This window comes from Fibrobacter sp. UWOV1 (assembly GCF_900142495.1).
Taxonomy (GTDB): Bacteria; Fibrobacterota; Fibrobacteria; order Fibrobacterales; family Fibrobacteraceae; genus Fibrobacter.
This window is the reverse complement of sequence record NZ_FRBA01000001.1, coordinates 581,082-597,646: the sequence shown is the minus strand read 5'-3', so window position 1 is coordinate 597,646 and position 16,565 is coordinate 581,082. Positions and strand designations below refer to the sequence as shown.

13 protein-coding genes are annotated in these 16,565 nt (G+C 49.8%); 8 read left to right on the top strand and 5 right to left on the bottom strand.

What is annotated here, in order from left to right; genetic code table 11:
• Positions 1-94: 94 nt before the first annotated feature.
• Positions 95-1,048, top strand: a complete 954-nt coding sequence (locus BUC02_RS02525) for an AbaSI family restriction endonuclease (RefSeq protein WP_073318198.1) — start codon at positions 95-97, stop codon at positions 1,046-1,048.
• Positions 1,049-1,220: 172 nt separating this feature from the next.
• Positions 1,221-2,258 (top strand): ORF6N domain-containing protein, encoded by a 1,038-nt coding sequence (locus tag BUC02_RS02520; protein WP_073318196.1) that lies wholly within the window; start codon positions 1,221-1,223, stop codon positions 2,256-2,258.
• Positions 2,259-2,272: 14 nt separating this feature from the next.
• Here BUC02_RS02520 and BUC02_RS02515 read toward each other — a convergent pair whose 3' ends face one another.
• Both BUC02_RS02515 and BUC02_RS02510 read right to left on the bottom strand, forming a co-directional pair.
• A complete protein-coding gene (locus BUC02_RS02515; protein WP_073318193.1) occupies positions 2,273-3,802 on the bottom strand; it encodes a hypothetical protein in 1,530 nt (509 codons plus the stop codon).
• A 77-nt stretch (positions 3,803-3,879) separates the two neighbouring features.
• On the bottom strand, positions 3,880-5,085 hold the full coding sequence (locus tag BUC02_RS02510) for a glycoside hydrolase family 18 protein (protein ID WP_073318190.1): 1,206 nt from the start codon (positions 5,083-5,085) through the stop codon (positions 3,880-3,882).
• Positions 5,086-5,223: 138 nt separating this feature from the next.
• Here BUC02_RS02510 and der point away from each other — a divergent pair, with 138 nt between their 5' ends.
• The 3 genes from der to BUC02_RS02495 all read left to right on the top strand — a co-directional run bounded on the left by der (position 5,224) and on the right by BUC02_RS02495 (position 8,378).
• Positions 5,224-6,669, top strand: a complete 1,446-nt coding sequence (gene der / locus BUC02_RS02505; RefSeq protein WP_254794062.1) for a ribosome biogenesis GTPase Der — start codon at positions 5,224-5,226, stop codon at positions 6,667-6,669.
• Positions 6,602-7,237: a glycerol-3-phosphate 1-O-acyltransferase PlsY gene (plsY, locus tag BUC02_RS02500; RefSeq protein WP_175549787.1), complete on the top strand. Its 636-nt coding sequence runs from the start codon at positions 6,602-6,604 to the stop codon at positions 7,235-7,237. The genes der and plsY overlap by 68 nt, the downstream gene beginning before the upstream one ends.
• Positions 7,238-7,346: 109 nt before the next feature.
• On the top strand, positions 7,347-8,378 hold the full coding sequence (locus tag BUC02_RS02495; protein ID WP_073318184.1) for an NAD(P)H-dependent glycerol-3-phosphate dehydrogenase: 1,032 nt from the start codon (positions 7,347-7,349) through the stop codon (positions 8,376-8,378).
• A gap of 83 nt (positions 8,379-8,461) precedes the next feature.
• On the opposite strand, the gene BUC02_RS02490 is transcribed toward BUC02_RS02495, so the two are convergent.
• The 3 genes from BUC02_RS02490 to BUC02_RS02480 all read right to left on the bottom strand — a co-directional run bounded on the left by BUC02_RS02490 (position 8,462) and on the right by BUC02_RS02480 (position 12,800).
• A complete protein-coding gene (locus tag BUC02_RS02490) occupies positions 8,462-9,913 on the bottom strand; it encodes a hypothetical protein (RefSeq protein ID WP_073318181.1) in 1,452 nt (483 codons plus the stop codon).
• Positions 9,914-9,936: 23 nt separating this feature from the next.
• Entirely contained in the window at positions 9,937-11,772 is a 1,836-nt protein-coding gene (locus BUC02_RS02485; RefSeq protein WP_073318178.1) for a hypothetical protein, read from the bottom strand.
• 65 nt (positions 11,773-11,837) lie between these two features.
• Positions 11,838-12,800: a lysylphosphatidylglycerol synthase transmembrane domain-containing protein gene (locus BUC02_RS02480; protein WP_073318174.1), complete on the bottom strand. Its 963-nt coding sequence runs from the start codon at positions 12,798-12,800 to the stop codon at positions 11,838-11,840.
• Positions 12,801-12,860: 60 nt separating this feature from the next.
• Between BUC02_RS02480 and BUC02_RS02475 the strand changes: the two genes are divergently transcribed.
• The 3 genes from BUC02_RS02475 (at position 12,861) to BUC02_RS02465 (ending at position 16,538) form a co-directional block, all read left to right on the top strand.
• Positions 12,861-13,484: a class I SAM-dependent methyltransferase gene (locus BUC02_RS02475; RefSeq protein ID WP_073318171.1), complete on the top strand. Its 624-nt coding sequence runs from the start codon at positions 12,861-12,863 to the stop codon at positions 13,482-13,484.
• Between the two features lie 87 nt (positions 13,485-13,571).
• A complete protein-coding gene (locus BUC02_RS02470; protein WP_073318168.1) occupies positions 13,572-15,500 on the top strand; it encodes a LamG-like jellyroll fold domain-containing protein in 1,929 nt (642 codons plus the stop codon).
• Positions 15,501-15,566: 66 nt separating this feature from the next.
• Complete coding sequence (locus BUC02_RS02465; RefSeq protein ID WP_073318165.1) at positions 15,567-16,538, top strand: glycosyltransferase family 2 protein; 972 nt, start codon at positions 15,567-15,569, stop codon at positions 16,536-16,538.
• Positions 16,539-16,565: the final 27 nt, after the last annotated feature.

The following is a 16,565-nucleotide window of genomic DNA, read 5'->3' as shown; positions in this document are numbered from 1 at the left end:
AATTATTTGTTTTTTTTCTAAAAATTTAACCTATATTCTCTCTAGATGTTAGTTCAAAAATGTATTTCAGTCTATTTGGCAAAGGAGTTTCAAAATGGATAAACTTGAGTATTTGGCTTTAATGCTTAATCGACGAACAAATGGAAAAAAATACGAAAATTTTGTAATAAATGCGATATATGCCAAAGTTGCTAATCCAGATTTAATTCCAATGACTCAAAAATATGTAAGAAATCCAAATTATCCTAATTCGGATAACAGAAAATATTATTTATTAGATTTGTATTTCCCTCAATTAAATTATGGCATTGAAGTTGACGAGCCCGCACATGAAAAGCAATCAAATCAGGAATTAGATGCCAATAGAGCAAATGATATTCTAGATGCAGTTAATTGCAAAATAGATAGAATAAAAATTGGTAAGGATAAAAAGACATTAAAAACAATCGAAAACGTAAATGCACAGATTGATGACAAGGTCGAAAAAATCAAGAAACTGATTGAAGAATACGAAAAGAGAAATAATAAAAAATTATCCTGGAAAAACGAAGAAACGCGAAAGAAGGAAGTCTTTTCAAAAGGCGTATTTGATGTAAATGATGGTGTTACTTATAAGGGAATAACAGAAATATACAACATTGTTGGTCATTCTGTTACAAATCTTGGCAGGGGCTTCGTCAAGTTAAACAATTCTTATATGTTATGGTGTCCGTATTTGGCTATGCAATTGGACGATGAAACCGTGATAACAAGAAATGGCTGGAAAAATACATTAAACGAAGATGGATCAATCATAGAAGAAATTCCAAAGGAAATGGAAAAATGCAATACCAAAAATATTCCAGATGGACCATGGAATGAAAATAGGGCAAAAAGAATTGTATTTATGCATGTTCGAAATAATTTCGGAATAGACGAAGTTCGTTTCCTCGGTGTTTTTGAGGCAGTCCGTTTGGATACTATCAAAAAAGGACCGGCCAAAGGAATGCAAAAACGAACTTACAAGCGAGTCGAAACTAGCGTTAAAATAGATGATTTAAAACCATAAAATCTTGTAAAATTTAGAGTTTCCGCTCCTAACTGGCGTTAGGGATAGACAAAGTACTTGTTTTCCCGCCCTCCTTTTTGTATATTCCTTGCCAAACACCAGAAAGGGTGGTATTAAGGATCGTTTCCGCATAAGCGGAACGGTCTTTTTTTGTTTTTAAAAGGAACTAAAAATGGCGAAAAAAGAGAAAAATAGGGGACTGGTCGCAGTGGAACCGGGCTTTTCCTTGATAGACGAGAACATGCTTAAGTCACGGATCTACACTATCCGCGGGGTCAAGGTGATGCTTGACGTCGACTTGGCGGAGATTTACGGATATAGCACCGGGGCTTTCAACCAACAGGTAAAAAACAACATTGAAAAGTTTGACGATGATTTCCGCTTTCAGATAACGCAAACGGAATTCGCAGGTTTGATATCAAAATTTTTGATATCAAACCGGGGCGGAACAAGAAAAATGCCCTACGCATTTACCGAGCAGGGCATCTACATGCTCATGACCGTCCTCAAAGGCGAACAGGCGACGATACAGAGCAAGGCGCTCATCCGCCTTTTTAAACTGCTGAAAGATTATGCTGTATCTGAAGGCTTTCTGCTCAATGGATTGGAAGTCACTCCGCTGGCGTTGCAAACAGCCCAGAACACAAGGGATATCGCTGATGTATCGGCTGATGTCAAGGTTCTTTCTGGCGAGGTACATGAAATGCGTGGCGAGTTCAGCAAGATGAATATAGATCTCCAGAAAGTCATGAAAAATTTTGTCGATCCGAGTACCTACAAGCATTTCTTGATTTTGAATGGGCAGCGGCTGGACGCCGACATTGCCTATACGCAGATTTACGGCATGGCGAAGAAATCCATTACGATTATCGATGACTATATCGGCGTGAAGACTCTTGACCTGTTACGCCAAATTGCAAAGGGGGTCTCTGTGACAATCTATAGTGATAATCGCAGTTTTGAAACCCTGACGGAACAGATGAAGAAAGATTTTCTTGCCGCACGCCCCGATGTAAAGTTTGCCATGAACAAGACAAAGGACAAATTTCATGACCGCTACATCTTTCTGGATTACGGACTGAAAAGCGAGAAGCTTTTCCACTGTGGCGCATCTTCAAAAGATGGCGGCAACAAAATCACCACCATTATGCAGATTGAATGCACGCAGGCGTACCACAGCATTATGGCGATGCTGAAAAAGCGTGAATAGTGCCTTGGTTTCGGCTATTTTACTTTTTTCGGATAATACGCCCCGTGTGCGGCCTTGCCCGGTACGCTTCGACCCTTGAGGTCGGTTCGCTTGTCTGTACGGGTCTTGCCGAGGTCGTTTTTGCCGGAATTTAGGTTGCGAGTCCCCGCGATTGCGGTCGGGCCGTCCTCGTCGATAAGCCCTTCGATGACTTCGGCGCTGGCGCTGAGGTTTGCCTTGTAGGGGATGGTCGCGCCTTTCAAAAGCTTGTCGCCGGTGATGGTGAGTTCGGGCGTTTCGCTATCGCCGATTGTGAGGCCCGCGACGGTGAAGGTCGCTTCTTCGCCGGGGAGGAGGCCCTTGAGCGATTTTTCGCTGCGCACGCCGTTCACGGTCACGTAGGCGTTGTGGTAAAGCGGTGCGATGCCGATGTTCTTCACGCGCACGGCTGCAGAAATTTTGTTGACCGCATAGCCCGTGATTTCGAACTTGTAGCCCGCATAGGAACTGGCCTCGTACACACGCTCCTTGGTGGCGTAACTGCCTTCGGGCGCATCGTTGCCTATCACGTAGGTCATGTGGTATTTGGCGGCGGCATCTTCCCAGGTGACTCCGTAAAGGCCTGCCGGGTTCAGGAACTCGCGCTGGTCCTTTTCGGTGTAGTAGCTGATTTCGCCTCCGCCGGGAGCCGTTTTCCAGCGATCCGTACCCAGGTCGCGCCAGTTACGCTCGTTGTCGCCGTTGCCCTGCGAGATATCGTGTTCCTTGTGCATGAAGGAATCGTCGAACAGCCCGAAATTGAGCCCGAGCAAGGTCTTGTTGCCTGCGACGGGCGTGTAGTTGTTGTCTGCCGCATCAATGGAGATGCTCCATGGGGTCTCTTTGAACAAACTATCAAGATGCGTCAGGAATTCGGCCTGGTAATCCTTGGTAGCGAAGTTGACTCCGAAATTGAGCTTGGTGCCGTAGATGTGGTATTCGCCCCAGTGCCCGAAACCCGCCTGCACAAAGGCGATGCGCGGATCCTTGTCGTATTTTGCGGCAAAGTCTGTGTAGAACTGCTTGTAGAACCACAGGAGTTCCTTGTTGCTCCAGTCGGCGTAGTAGGTGGGGCCGTCGCCGCCCGGGTCTTCGGAATACGTCTCGGTGTAGGACTTGTTTGCCTTGATGTAGTTGGGGACTGCGGTGGCGCCCTTTACCTTCTCGGTGCAGCCCGATGCGTTCGTGATGGTTGCGCTCGGGTACTCGATGCGGAAACGCACGATGGCCTGGTGCCCGCGGCTCGCGATATCGTCAAGCATTTTTTCGAAGCTGCTCCAGTCGTAGTTAATCTTGTCGTCGGTCTTGCCCTTCACCACGGCGCAGGGGAGGCAGTACGAGAATTCGAGCGAAATTGATTTTTGAAGGTCCTTCTGGCTCTTGGCCTGGTCGGGCCAGAACACGATACCCTTCATGGGCTCAAGCGTCTCGATTTCTTTGTTGAGGGCAACGGAACGGTCCGCCGCGAATGATGCAGTTACCAAAAAGGCAACCGCGCTACCTGCGATTATCAAGTTTTTCACCATACACACTCCTGTCGGGAATACCCGTTACTCTAAATCTATCGTGTTGAATGGCTTAAGTCAAGTAAAAAATGAATCTTTTAAGGTTCGAAAATACGGATAAACTTCGGTTTGCCTTTCACGCTTTTGCCGAGGGCGTCTACCTGCTTGCCTGAGGTGCCTTGCGCCCGGGGCTGCGATGTGGTGCGGATCTTGCGGGCGTATGGAATTGCGTCGGTGGAACCGTCGCGCAAAACGACCGCGATGCTGTCGAGGATCGGGTTCCCGACCCCTTCGATGTAGTCGTGCGAAACTTCCCACACCATGATGCCCGCGTAGCCGTTATCCTTGACCCAGCGGCTCTTGACGGCAGAAGAATGCGGGTCTTCGAAGGTCACGTATCCGGTACTTGATACGCCGTAAGGTGACACGGAGACGCTGTCGAAAAAGAATTCCCATTCGGAATTCGCGACGATGTCCTTGTACGGGACCTGCTTGGCTGAACCCTTGGTAAAATCGGTGCCGGGGCCCGTTGCGCCCTTGAATTCAAATCCGAACGAGGGGATTCCGAAGACCATCTTTTCGGTGGGGACGCCGCGTTTTTTCCAGTAGTCGCGGGTCTGTTCCCACGACCAGGTGGTGTAGCCGCTGTGCGGGTAGAGCGGCGAATCGAACATGGCTTTTTCGTCCCAGTCGCCGGTGATGTCGTAGGTCATGAACCCGAACCAGTCCAGGTTCTTCACGAGGACTTCGGGCGTGAAGTATTTCCCGTAATATTGTGAGCAGGGGAGCGCAGCTGAGAGCGTTTTGCCTTCGGGAAGTGCGGCGCGGAGCTCTGTGAGCAGTTTGTTGTAGGCGATGGTGTCGGCATCGGGTACGGGGTTGTATTCCCATTCCCAGTCCATGTCGAGGCCGTCCAGGTTGTGGTCGGCAACGAACTTCACGAGGTTCGCGATAAACTTTTGGCGGAGCGCGTCGTCCGATGCGACGGGCACGAAGTTTTCGCTCTGCCCGCCACCGCCGAGCGAGACGATGACTTTCGTCCCTGCGGCATGTCCGAGTGCGACCATTTCGTCGAGGGCGCTCGGGTCGTCTGCGGCATCGCCACGCAGGCTTCCGTCGGTATCGGGCGTGATAAAGCTCCACAGCACGTGAGTCAGCTTTTCGTACGGCACCTTGTCTACGGTGTAGGCGGGCTTGTGCCATTTTCCCCAATCGGGGTAGTAGCCGATGAACAGCGGTTTTGCCCACGCCGTGCAAATTCCGACAACGGTTAAAAATGCTATCCAGAGTTTGTTGTTTCCCATTGGCACTCCTAACGAATGATCTTCAATCCGTCTTTAAAATAATATTTTTTTGTGATTTTAGTCAGCTTAGGAGTATTTCGTGTTGGGATTAGTTGTGTCGTTATCTAGGATTTAAACACTAAATTCCTATATTTGTATATGATGAAATTACCTATCGTATGTATAGTAGGGCGCCCGAACGTGGGCAAGTCCTCGCTCTTTAATCGCATATTGGGGCGTCGCGCCGCTGTCGTGTCTGACCGCGATGGCGTGACCCGCGATCGCCATTACCAGAATGCGAATTACAAGGGCCATGAATTTACGGTGGTCGATACTGGCGGTTTCTTGCCGGACGATTCCATCGATGTGCTCGCCGATAGCGTGCGCACCCAGATTTTTAACGCCGTCGAAGAGGCTGACCTGGTGCTCTTCATGGTCGATGTCCGCGTGGGCATTACCAAACTCGACGAACAGTTTGCGCGCATGGTCCGCAAACTCGACAAGAAGGTGATTCTTGTCGCGAACAAGAGCGAAAACGGTGCCGACCGTCAAGAAAGCTACGAATTCCTGAAGCTTGGTTTTGGGCTTCCGCGTACCATCAGTGCGCTCACGGGCTACGCCTGTCTCTCGCTCATGGACGAAGTCATTGCAGTGCTCCCCACACCTGTGCGTGGTGAACGCCGTGAAGAACGCCCGATTCGCTTTGCCATTCTCGGCCGCCCGAACGCAGGCAAGAGCACGCTCCTGAACCGCTTGCTGAACGAAGACCGCGCCGTGGTGTCCGATATTCCGGGAACGACTCGCGATTCCATTGACTGCGACTTTGCGGTCGACGGTGTCAAGTTCGTGGTGACCGATACGGCAGGTCTTCGCAAGAAGGCGAAGGTCGAAGACGAAGTCGAAATTTTCAGCAACATGCGTACGCTCGAAAGCATTCGCCGCTCCGACGTGTCGGTCTTGATGGTTGACTGCACGCGAGGTCTCGAAGTCCAGGACTTCCGCATCATTACCGAAATCCGCAAGGCCGGTAAGGGCCTGGTGCTTGTGCTCAACAAGTGGGACATTTTCCCGGACAAGACCGAAAAGTCCTTCGACCATATGGTCAAGGAAATGCTCGAACGCGAGCCGATGCTTGAATACGTGCCGATTATTTCGGCGAGCGCCAAGGAAGGCCAGCGCGTGAACCGCATTGTACAGGCCATTCAGACGGTGTATGCCAACTGCCGCCGTGTGCTTGGCCGCGACCGCGTTGCAACCGCCTTTGCTAGCTTCTTGGAAAAGAATCCGGTGCCTAGCCAGAACGCCCGCGTGGTGCAGCTTACTCGCGCCTGCCAGATTATGGTGGAGCCTCCCGTGATTGCTATCGAAACCCGCACGCCGGAACTGGTGGCCGATTCTTACAAGCGTTACTTGCTCAAACAGTTTTACGAAGAATTCCAGCTGCAGGGCGCACCCCTCCGCTTGAACTTCGACCAGAAATTAACCCTTAGAAAGGATGAAGATCTTGAACAGTTTACTGAGTCTTCCAATAGCGTACTTGCTGGGGTCAATCCCGAGCGCGATCTGGATCGCAAAAATCGCAAAGGGAAAGTCGTTCGACATTAGAGATTACGGCTCCAAGAATGCGGGCCTCACCAACACGTTTCGCGTACTCGGTTGGAAACCCGCGCTTCCCGTTGTTTTCCTGGATTTGCTCAAGGGCTTCTTCGGTCCGTGGATTGCCATGAAAATGTGCGAAGCCCAGGTGGCTGCTGGTGGTGCGGATTACTCCCACTGGGTTCCGCTTGTCGCTGGTCTCTTGGTGATTTTGGGCCACAGCTTCACCTGCTTTGCCGGTTTCCGTGGCGGTAAGGGCGTGCTCGCCGCTTTGGGTGTGTTCTTGGCCCTTTGCCCGATTACGGCACTTAGCGCTTTTGGCGTGTGGATCATTTTCACATTTGCATCGAAGTATGTGTCGGTGGGTAGCATTGCAGCGTGTGTGGCTCTCGGCGCCTTTGCCGTGATGGGTTACCTGAAGTTGCCGTTCCCGCCCGACGATATTAACCTTGGTCTGATGATTACCTGCCTTATTGTGGCTGTTTTCGTGATTGTGAAGCACAAATCCAACATTAAGCGCCTTATGAACGGCACTGAGAACGGTTTTGGCAGCAAACGTAAGACTCCCAAGGCGTAATTATTGTAGATTGTTATAAAAGGTCGCTGAAACCTCAAAGCGAAGCGTCCTCAAACCTCAAAGGGAGCCGAAGGCGACCGCGCTCATAGCTTTTATTAGGAACGAAATTATGAAGGTTACAGTTTTAGGTACAGGTGGCTGGGGCTTATCTCTTGGCCAGGTGGTGTACGAGAACAAGAATGAAGTCATGTTCTGGACAAATTCCCAGGCCGAAGTGGACCTGCTTTCTACGGAACACCAGTACAAGGACAAACTTCCGGGCGTGATTTTCCCGGCAGACTTTAAATATACAACCGATATGAATGCGGCCCTTGAAGGTTGCGAAATGGTTCTGATTGTGGTGCCGAGCCAGTTTATGGGCGGTGTCGCCAAGAATCTCGGCAAGTGGACTCCCGCCAAGGGTAAGGAACCGGTGGTGGTTTGCGCTACGAAAGGTATTCTCGAAGGCACGAATCAGCTCATGAGCGAAGTCTTGCTCGAAAACGTTCCTTGGCTCACCGAAGACAAAATGGTCGCCTTTAGCGGTCCGTCGCATGCCGAAGAAGTCAGCCGCCACATTCTCACGGCGATTGTCTCTGCCTGCGTGAACGAAGAATCCGCCAAGCTCGTCCAGAAGACCATGAGCTGCTCTTACCTGCGTGTTTACACCTCTACCGACATCGTGGGCGTGGAACTTTGCGGTTCTGTCAAGAACGTGATTGCTATCGCTTCTGGTGTGCTTTACGGCCTTGAAGCCGGTGGCAAGTACAAGATTGGCGACAATACCCGTGCCGCTATCCTCACTCGCGGTCAGGCCGAAATGTGCCGCCTCGGTAAGGCTCTCGGCGCAAAGCCCGAAACATTCGCTGGCCTTGCCGGCATGGGCGACTTGATTGTGACTTGCCTTTCGCAGCATAGCCGCAACCGCTATGTGGGCGAACACATCGGTAAGGGCGAAACCATCGAACAGGTCCTCGGCGGCATGAAGATGGTGGCCGAAGGCGTTCCGACTTGCAAGAGCACCAAGGCTCTCGCTGACAAGCTCGGTGTCGAAATGCCGATTGTAAACGCCGTTCACGCCCTCTTGTTCGAAGGCAAGAATGTGGACGATGTCATCAAGGAAATGTGGGGTCGCGAACTCAAGACGGAAGTCTGGGAGTAGTATAGAACTTAGAATTTAGAGCTTAGAACTTAGATTATTTTTCTAAGCTCTACCAACTAAGTTCTACCAACTGAGCATCCCGTTTAGAATTTTAATAATAATCTTAAGTGGGTCGCAAATCCGTTACGGAATGCGGCCCCTTTTTCTGTTTCGAGGTCTCCGGATTTTTTCTTGGATTCCTGCTGTACGTCAGAATCCTTGGAATTAGAAGAATTTCCTTTGCCGGAGCCTCCCTGTCCTGAATTGCTGTTGCCGGAATCATTGTTGGCCTTGTCGTCGGGCAAGAATTCCTTGTAGCTGATATATACCGGAATCAATTGCGCAATGCCGTAATCGAGGGCAATAGAGACTCTTCCTTCTCGGCGAAGTTCCAACCCGAGCGAAGCTACACCGCCTGCGCTCTTGAGCTCTCGCGTGTAGATTTCATGCTGCTCGTTGTATGTCACCAAGATAAGCGTTTCGATTTTCTTGTCGACATCGAGGGTGCCGCTCGCATAATACGCTTCAATTCCAGCACTGGGGTTAATGGAATACTTGTTCCCGAAATGCCATTGGTAAAAAGCGCCGCCAAAGATTCCGCTTGCGTCAAGATCGGCGTCAATCCTGAACAATTTCTGTAAAAAGCTGAACGAAAGCGATTTCAAGACGGAGATGGGGAGCGCCCTATTAGGGGCGAGCGATTCGTAAAAGCGGTCTTGGTTGGCGCTTAGTTTGCCTGTAAGGTGGGCGTAATTCAAGTTCGTATTCAGGCTGCCGCGTTTCCACTCCGCTTGAATCAAGTGGAGCCTCGCTTCAAGCGGAAGGTACATAAAGCGCTTGCGGCTTTCTTCCTGCTGGTAAATCCCGTACAGGCGAGCTTCCGCATCGGCAAAAGAATAGCCGAGCTGCAAATGATTCTTGCCGAGGGCGGCGCCGTATTCGCCATGCAGCAAAAGCACGTTAATCGAATCCCTGACGTAGTATTCCTTGTCCGGGTTTCTTGGCGAAGACTGCAAGTATGTCCCTGACAGTCCAAAATGATGGATGTCTGGGTTGAATTCTGCCGAAAGGTTCCGGTAGAACAGGTGCGATTCCCAGCTTACTGAAATCTCGGGAACGATGGTGCTGTAGTCTTCGGACGCCCACTTAATGTCGCCCAAGTCAACAACCCCGCGGCCCATGCTTGTTCCAATGCGGAAGAGCGAGTCGGAGCGGTGTACGGCAATCGTTGATTTTATAAACGGCAGGCTACTGACATCGACTCCGAGGGTAATGTACTTGAATCTATTTTCGAAGCCGACACTTGCAATGTCTAGACTGTTTAGCCCTTTAGCGTCCCAGTGGTCCTTTTTTTCGCTGTAACGTCCTTGATAGGTTATATGGCGCAGGTCGCCATAGACTTTCAGGTTCTCCGCTTCAAAGGAATCGTGAACGCCGCATTGCCTTGCCGAAAACTGCTTGTCGCTCATGTGCAATAAAAACAGTCCGCTGCAATCGGCGAATCCTGCATTACTGAAAGAATGGGCCGCAATATTTGCGACCCCTAATGCAAGCATTATTTTATTGAAGAGTTTCACGATTAGTAATCGTAACCGTAATCAACCGGATAACCCCAATCGTCGTCATCATCGTCGTCATCTTCCGATTCAGTGGCGATGATGTCCCAGAACTTTTCGGCGGTCATGCCCGGGAGTACGCCACCGAAGGTGATATCCGGGAAGATAATGAATTTGCCAAGTTCACGGGGAGTGTAATCAACGAGTTCTCCGTTAACGATATGACCATTTTCAAGACCCTGCATGGAAATGGTCTTTTTACCGCTTGCGTCAGTAAAGTAGAAGAAGTTTTCTGTTTGATGTTGGTAAGCGGTTGCAAACAAGGATGTCCCGTTTTCCACCTTGCAGACTTCGGAACTCAGCTTAACCGGCGAAAGTGTGATGGATAAATCGGTGTCGCCATAGTAATAGCCAGAGCCTTGTTCAGGTTCGGTGAACGAAACGGTACAGTTGTTTACTGCAAGATTAAAGCACTTGTAAGAGTAGTCATCGGCCGTTTCGATGTCCATGCACATTCTTGCAGATGCATTGGATTCATCCGAGCTGTAATAAGGTGAACTAATCCATGCTTCAAAGTCTGTAATCGTCATAGACTTCTTGAGTTCGTTCTTGATTGCAACTCCGAGTTCGTGTTCTGCGTATGAGGTGTAGAAAAGGATATTTGCCCAATCGTAACCTTCATCGGGTTTGTACCATTCGGAAGCTTGGTTAATGTGGTGGTACGGCAGGTAGTCCTGGAAACCGTCGGTGATTTCAAAGAATTTTGCGATATTGACGGTAATCTTGGATCCGCGTGGCAACGTGACTTCAACACCGGTGCGCAGACCCAGACGATAGTATTCCAACGAATCGATTGCTTTTTGGAAATCCTTGGCGCTTACGTCGGACATTTCACCATCGCCTACAATGTAGGGATCGTTCATCTGGGTAGCGGTCCCGTTCTTGGATTCGTCAATTCCGTACTGGAGGCCGAGTTCTACGTAGCTAATGGCGCTGTCCAACAAGTTCGGAATATTCTTGTAGTTTGACTTCCAGTTGTCGTAAACAGTCGAGAAGGAACTCTTTTTGCTGAGGAGTCTTTCAATCTGCTGCATGTTGATTTTGGATGTTTCGTATTCATCCATATTTTCAAGATTGTTCATCCAGTCATAGTTGCCGTTGTCCGAGAAGTCGATGTTCAAGCTTGCACCGAACGTAAGGGCTGCCTTTGCAACAAAAAGGCCTGCAAGTGCCGGTGAAAATTCGCCGCGGTCCAGTTCAAAGGTGCGGTCCTTATAGGTGTACTTGCAAGTGAAGTCCTTGTTGTTGACGATGTTCCTTAGGTAGATGATTGCAGAATCCAGGGAAGGAATCGCTTCTGCCATGGCGGTCTGGGCCACGCTTGTAAGGAGCTTGCCGTCGGTAGTCATAAGGATTCTGTTGTAGTCATTGACGTTCATGTCGACAATTTCTTTCTTGTTGCTCACGGTGTCAATGAATCCCTTGATTTCCTTGTTGTTCACAAGGTCGGTGACAATGCTAAGGGCGTAACCGAGCTGGGCTTCGCAGCTGGAGGGGTACTTGTCCAAAACAGACTTGAATGTCGCCTTGGTTTGGGCGCTGATTTGCTGGGCGTTATGGAAATCGCCTTCGCCCAGGCTCTGCAGAATGTCTACGATAGTTGCCTTGGCCGATTCAAGCTGAGCTTGGGCGTTGGCATCGTTCAATTCGCTGCAGCCAGAAACATTAAAATTCGTGGTCTCGGGAATATCTGCCGCCGGGCTAGTAGGCTTGTCGTCGGAACTACCTTTGCTTCCGCAGCCAGCCAAGAGCATTGTTGCACCAAATGCGCAAACCAAAAGTTTGTTTGAAAATCCCATAAAGGAGGTCCTCCATTTTGTTTGTTCACTAAGATAACAAAAAAAACAGAAGATGTAAAGAAATTTTAATTATTTTTTGGCAAAGTGTTGTTTTTTGCCGCCAAAAGTACAACGGCCCCCTGTAAAGCCTGGAAAAGTAACGGAATGTAGCCCAAAAGTCCGGCCGAAAGCACGACAGGGGCGGGAATTCCGAGAATCCCGGTAAATAGGGCGACTTGAACGCCTTCGCGCACGCCGATTCCGTTCAGCGAAACCGGAAGCATCGAAATGACAATTGTAATACTTGTAAATACAACAAGAATGCTGATGTCGATCGTTAGCCCTACGGCTCTAAAGTAGGCATAGGCCATAAAAAGGGTCAAAAGCTGCAACCATAGGGAGTCCAGAGACGAAAGTAGAACTTGCTTTTTGTATTGCCTATAGATAGAAAGGCTCTTCTGCATTTTGGGAATGAATGTGAGTTTGTTCAGGATTACGTCCGGAACGGGAACTTTGTCCGAAAACAGGCAAAGAACCACGAACACCATGCAGACAAGCATCGCTATAGTCATGGTCATGGTGTAGGCAAAGGGAACTTCGGTCTTGCTCAAGGCGAAGGGGAGTGCAATAAAGAAACACAGGAACATGGCCAATAGTCCTTGGATTCGCGACAGGAGTACCGCCGAAATCGATTGGCTCGTCTGGTTGAATTTCTTGCCGAATGCAAGCGACTTGACGGCATCGCCCCCGAAACCCGTAGGCAGCAAGTTGTTGAAAAAATAGCCCATGGCGGTGTAGGCGTAGTAGGTCTTGAACGGGATTTCGGGCCCTTGCACCGAAAGACCCTTCCAGCGGTTCGCCTGAATCAGCATAATCAAGTTCGCGGCGACAAGCATCAAAAGGATCCAAGGAGTCATCGAAAGGCTCCAATTGTCTACGACGCTTGAAAATGGCACCTTGTAAAAGATATAGGCGAATCCTCCCACGCTTACAATAAGCTGGAATATCCGCTTTGCAAAGAGCTTGGACGCTGTTTTATCGGTTGCCATTGTGCACAATAATAGTATTTTTGATAAAAAAATTTATATTTGCTAAAAAAAAGAGGTTTTATGTACCCGAATAAAATACGTTACGACATTGCCATGCTCGTCCCGAAAGATGCCAAGAGTGTTTTGGAAATTGGTGCCGGCTCTGGCAAGAACTGCGTAATCTACCCGAAGGATTCCTACAAGGTGGCAATCGAACCCGAGAACCGTACCGACTGCCAGACGGCGGAAAATTTTCCGGGCGGATTCAACGAATACCATCATGTGCTTTACGAAGACTATAAAGAGGACCGCAAGTTTGACCTGATAGTCATGTGCGACGTGCTGGAACACGTGAACGATCCGGTAGACCTCATCAATTTCTGCAAGCAGCATTTGACTCCGGAAGGCCATATCCTTCTCTCGCTCCCGAATTTTATTTGCGTCGAAAACATCCTCAAGATTGTCTTGACCAGGGATTTCCGCTATGTCAAGGTGGACCAGGGCGAACGTGCGCTTGGCGTTCTTGATATCAACCACAAGACTTTCTGGACCAAAAAGAGCTTTATCCGCTTCGCCAAGGAAAACGGCCTGGAAGTGGAGCGCATCGTGGGTATCCGCAAACAGCTCAAATTCATGCCCAATATCCTGGCTCATTTGAGTTATATCCCGTTCCAGTACGGATTTTTGACCAAAATCAAAAAGTAGTTTACATTCCTACTTGCTTTCTACGTTGGAAAATATTATTTTCTTACAGTGAATGTTTACCCAGAATAAAGGGGTGAAGGAGACAAAATGAAAAAATGGTATGCAATCCCCGCGCTCGCCTCGATGGCGATAATCGGAATGGTCGGTTGCTCCACCGAGTCGTCATCATCTTCACTGACGGGTTCCGTGAGCGAAGAACAGAACGTGATCCGCGTGAATATCGCAGATGCCCGGACGCACCTCGCCAAGTACAGACGCTCCGTTGTGGAATCCTGGGATCTTTCCGGTCCTACTGCTGATTCTACGGTGACTGTCGATGTAGATACGACTCTGCAGAGTGACAATTTTGCGGTTGATGCTGATGTGCAGGTCGAAGACGATTCTACCTATACCGTTGCATCTGCCGGCGTCGATGGCGACGGTGCCGCTTGGATGATCCAGGTTGAAGGTGGCGCTATCGTGTATTCTTGGCGCAATCACGGCAACGGCGATTGGCACAAGTTTAAGACCGACAAACATATCGAAAAGAAGACTTTGGCCAACGTGCGTATGGAACGCGCTGGTAAGATTGTCGTGTTCTGGGTCAACGGCCAGATTATCGCTGCCTTCAAGGACGATTCCGGCAAGGTGGTCCAGGTGAGCGGCAAGCTTACGATTGGCTTTGATATCCTTGTTCCGGGCCAGTGCCACTGCGGTAACGGGTCCGTGGAACAGATTGGCGTCGAAAATATCGACGAAATCGAAGACACCCCGATTGATTCTGTCCAGGTAATCGATACCGTGGAGACGGTGGTCGACTCGATTGACCTAACCAAGGATTCCGTGATAACTGAATGGGTTGCCGAATGGGACTTCAACGATGCCGCAAATGTGGGCCTCGATGTAACGGGTAACGGACATAATGCCGCTGCTGGCGAAGGTACGGTTTCTTCTGATTCCGGCGTTGCTCGCTTCGATGGCGAATCCGGTCTTAAGGTGTCGCTCGAAAACGACATCAAGATCAACGAATTTGTGGTTGAAGCGCGCGTCAAGCCCACCCAGTTCGGTACCATGCAGAACATTGTCGTGGCCGAGCCTCCTGGACGTGGCGTGGACGGCTGGCAGCTCCGTATTGACGAAGGCGTCTTGACGGTTCACTTGCGTGATACCGACAAGGACGGTGACGACTGGAATATCTTCCCGGGCAAGGAAATGGCGCTCAATGAATGGAGCGATATCCGCCTGGAACGTAGCGCCGACAGCGTCAAGCTGATTCAGAATGGCGAAGTGACCGTTGCTGCCGCTTATAAGGGCGACTTGACCCAGATGGCTTACGACTGGAGCATTGGCTACGATGGCATGAACCAGTCTTTCCATGACCGCTACTTCATCGGCGAAATGGATTATATCCGCTTCGGCGTGTTCAAGGGCTTTACCGTGGGCGCCGTGGTCGAAAAGAGCGAATGGCTGCTTGCTGCATGGGAATTCAACGAACCTACGTTTGTGGGCCTCGATCGCATGGCCAACAATTCTACGAAGGTCGCAGTTGGTAACCCGACCGTTGCAGACACCACCGTTTCTCTCGATGGCAAATCCGGTTTGCCGATCAGCCTTTCCAAGGTGTTCCAGCGCAATACATTCGCAGTAAGCGCCCGCGTCAAGCCGGTCGAATTCGGTGAAATGCAGAACATTATCGCTGCCGAACCTCCTGGACGCTATGGTGACGGCTGGATTGTCCGCGTGGACGAAGGCGTGCTCACGGTTCATTTCCGCGATGCCGACGTCGATGGCACGGAATGGAATGTCCTCAAGGGTAAGGAACTTGCTCTTGGCGAATGGAACGACATCCGTGTGGAACGCACCGCCGACTCCGTGATCGTTTACCAGAACGGTCAGCGCACCGCTTGGGCTGGCGCCTCGGGCGATGTTTCTCAGCTGGGCTACAACATTGGCATTGCGTACGATGCTGTAAATCAGGCCAAGCACGATCGCTACTTTAACGGCGAAATCGACTACATCCGCTTTTACGGATTGTAATACTCGGTTGTAAGTTTAAACTATATTTGAAGGGACCCGCGGGTCCCTTTCTTAATTTAGGTGATTATGAAAATAGATGTCGGTATTATCAATTATAACGGCGGCTCGGAACTTTCGGAGTGCGTCAAGAGCTTACTTGCGCAAACGCAAAGTGTGCGAGTTCTTGTTTATGACAATGCTTCGACCGACAATTCTATCGCCCTTTTAAAGAATTCGGGGCTCGATTGCAAAGTCATTGAAAGCCCCGAGAATTTGGGCTATGCGGGCGCCTGTAACGGGCTCCTCGAAAATATGGATGCCGATATCCAGGTGCTTTGCAACATGGACCTGGAATTTGACCCGACTTGGGCGGAAAATCTTTTGAAGTGTTTCGATCGCCATCCCGAAGCTGGTTCTATCGCAAGCCTCGTGATGGAAAAGAGCGGGGTAGTGAATGCTGTGGGCGTACAATTTGGCCCGGACTTGTTTGCCAAAAACGAAGCGAGCGGTTTGAATATCGCCGATGCCGATGTTCGCGAAAAAGAAGTCTTTGGCTGCTACGGCGCCGTGATGAGTTTCCGAAAGGCGGCTGCTGAAGCGGCTGGCAAAATGGATGCCAGTTTCTTCTTGTTCTTCGAAGAAACAGAATGGTATTTCCGCCACAATCTTGCCGGATTCAAGACTGTCTTTTGCCCCGAGGCAAAGGTTTATCACGAACGCTCGATGACGACGGTGCGTTATTCGCCGCGCAAGTTATTTTATTCGGAACGCAACCGTTTGCGTACGGCGGTCCGCTTGTTGCCGGTAGGCGATATCTTGAAACTTCCGGTTCGCGGATTCGTGCGCTATTTGAATATGGCCAAGGGGGGAGTTCCCGGGCAGTCCGGCGATGGCAAAAAGCTTTCGAAAATTGCCATTTGCGGCGCCTTGGCAAAGGCCTGGCTGCAGGCTCTTGTGATGTTGCCCGATGAACTTGTTGTCCGAAAAAGATATCGTAAAAAATTCGGCGATGTAAGCTTTGCTACAAAGGCGATTCTCAACAAGTATCGAATCGACTGATTGAAAATGGTGAACGGCGTTTGCCAC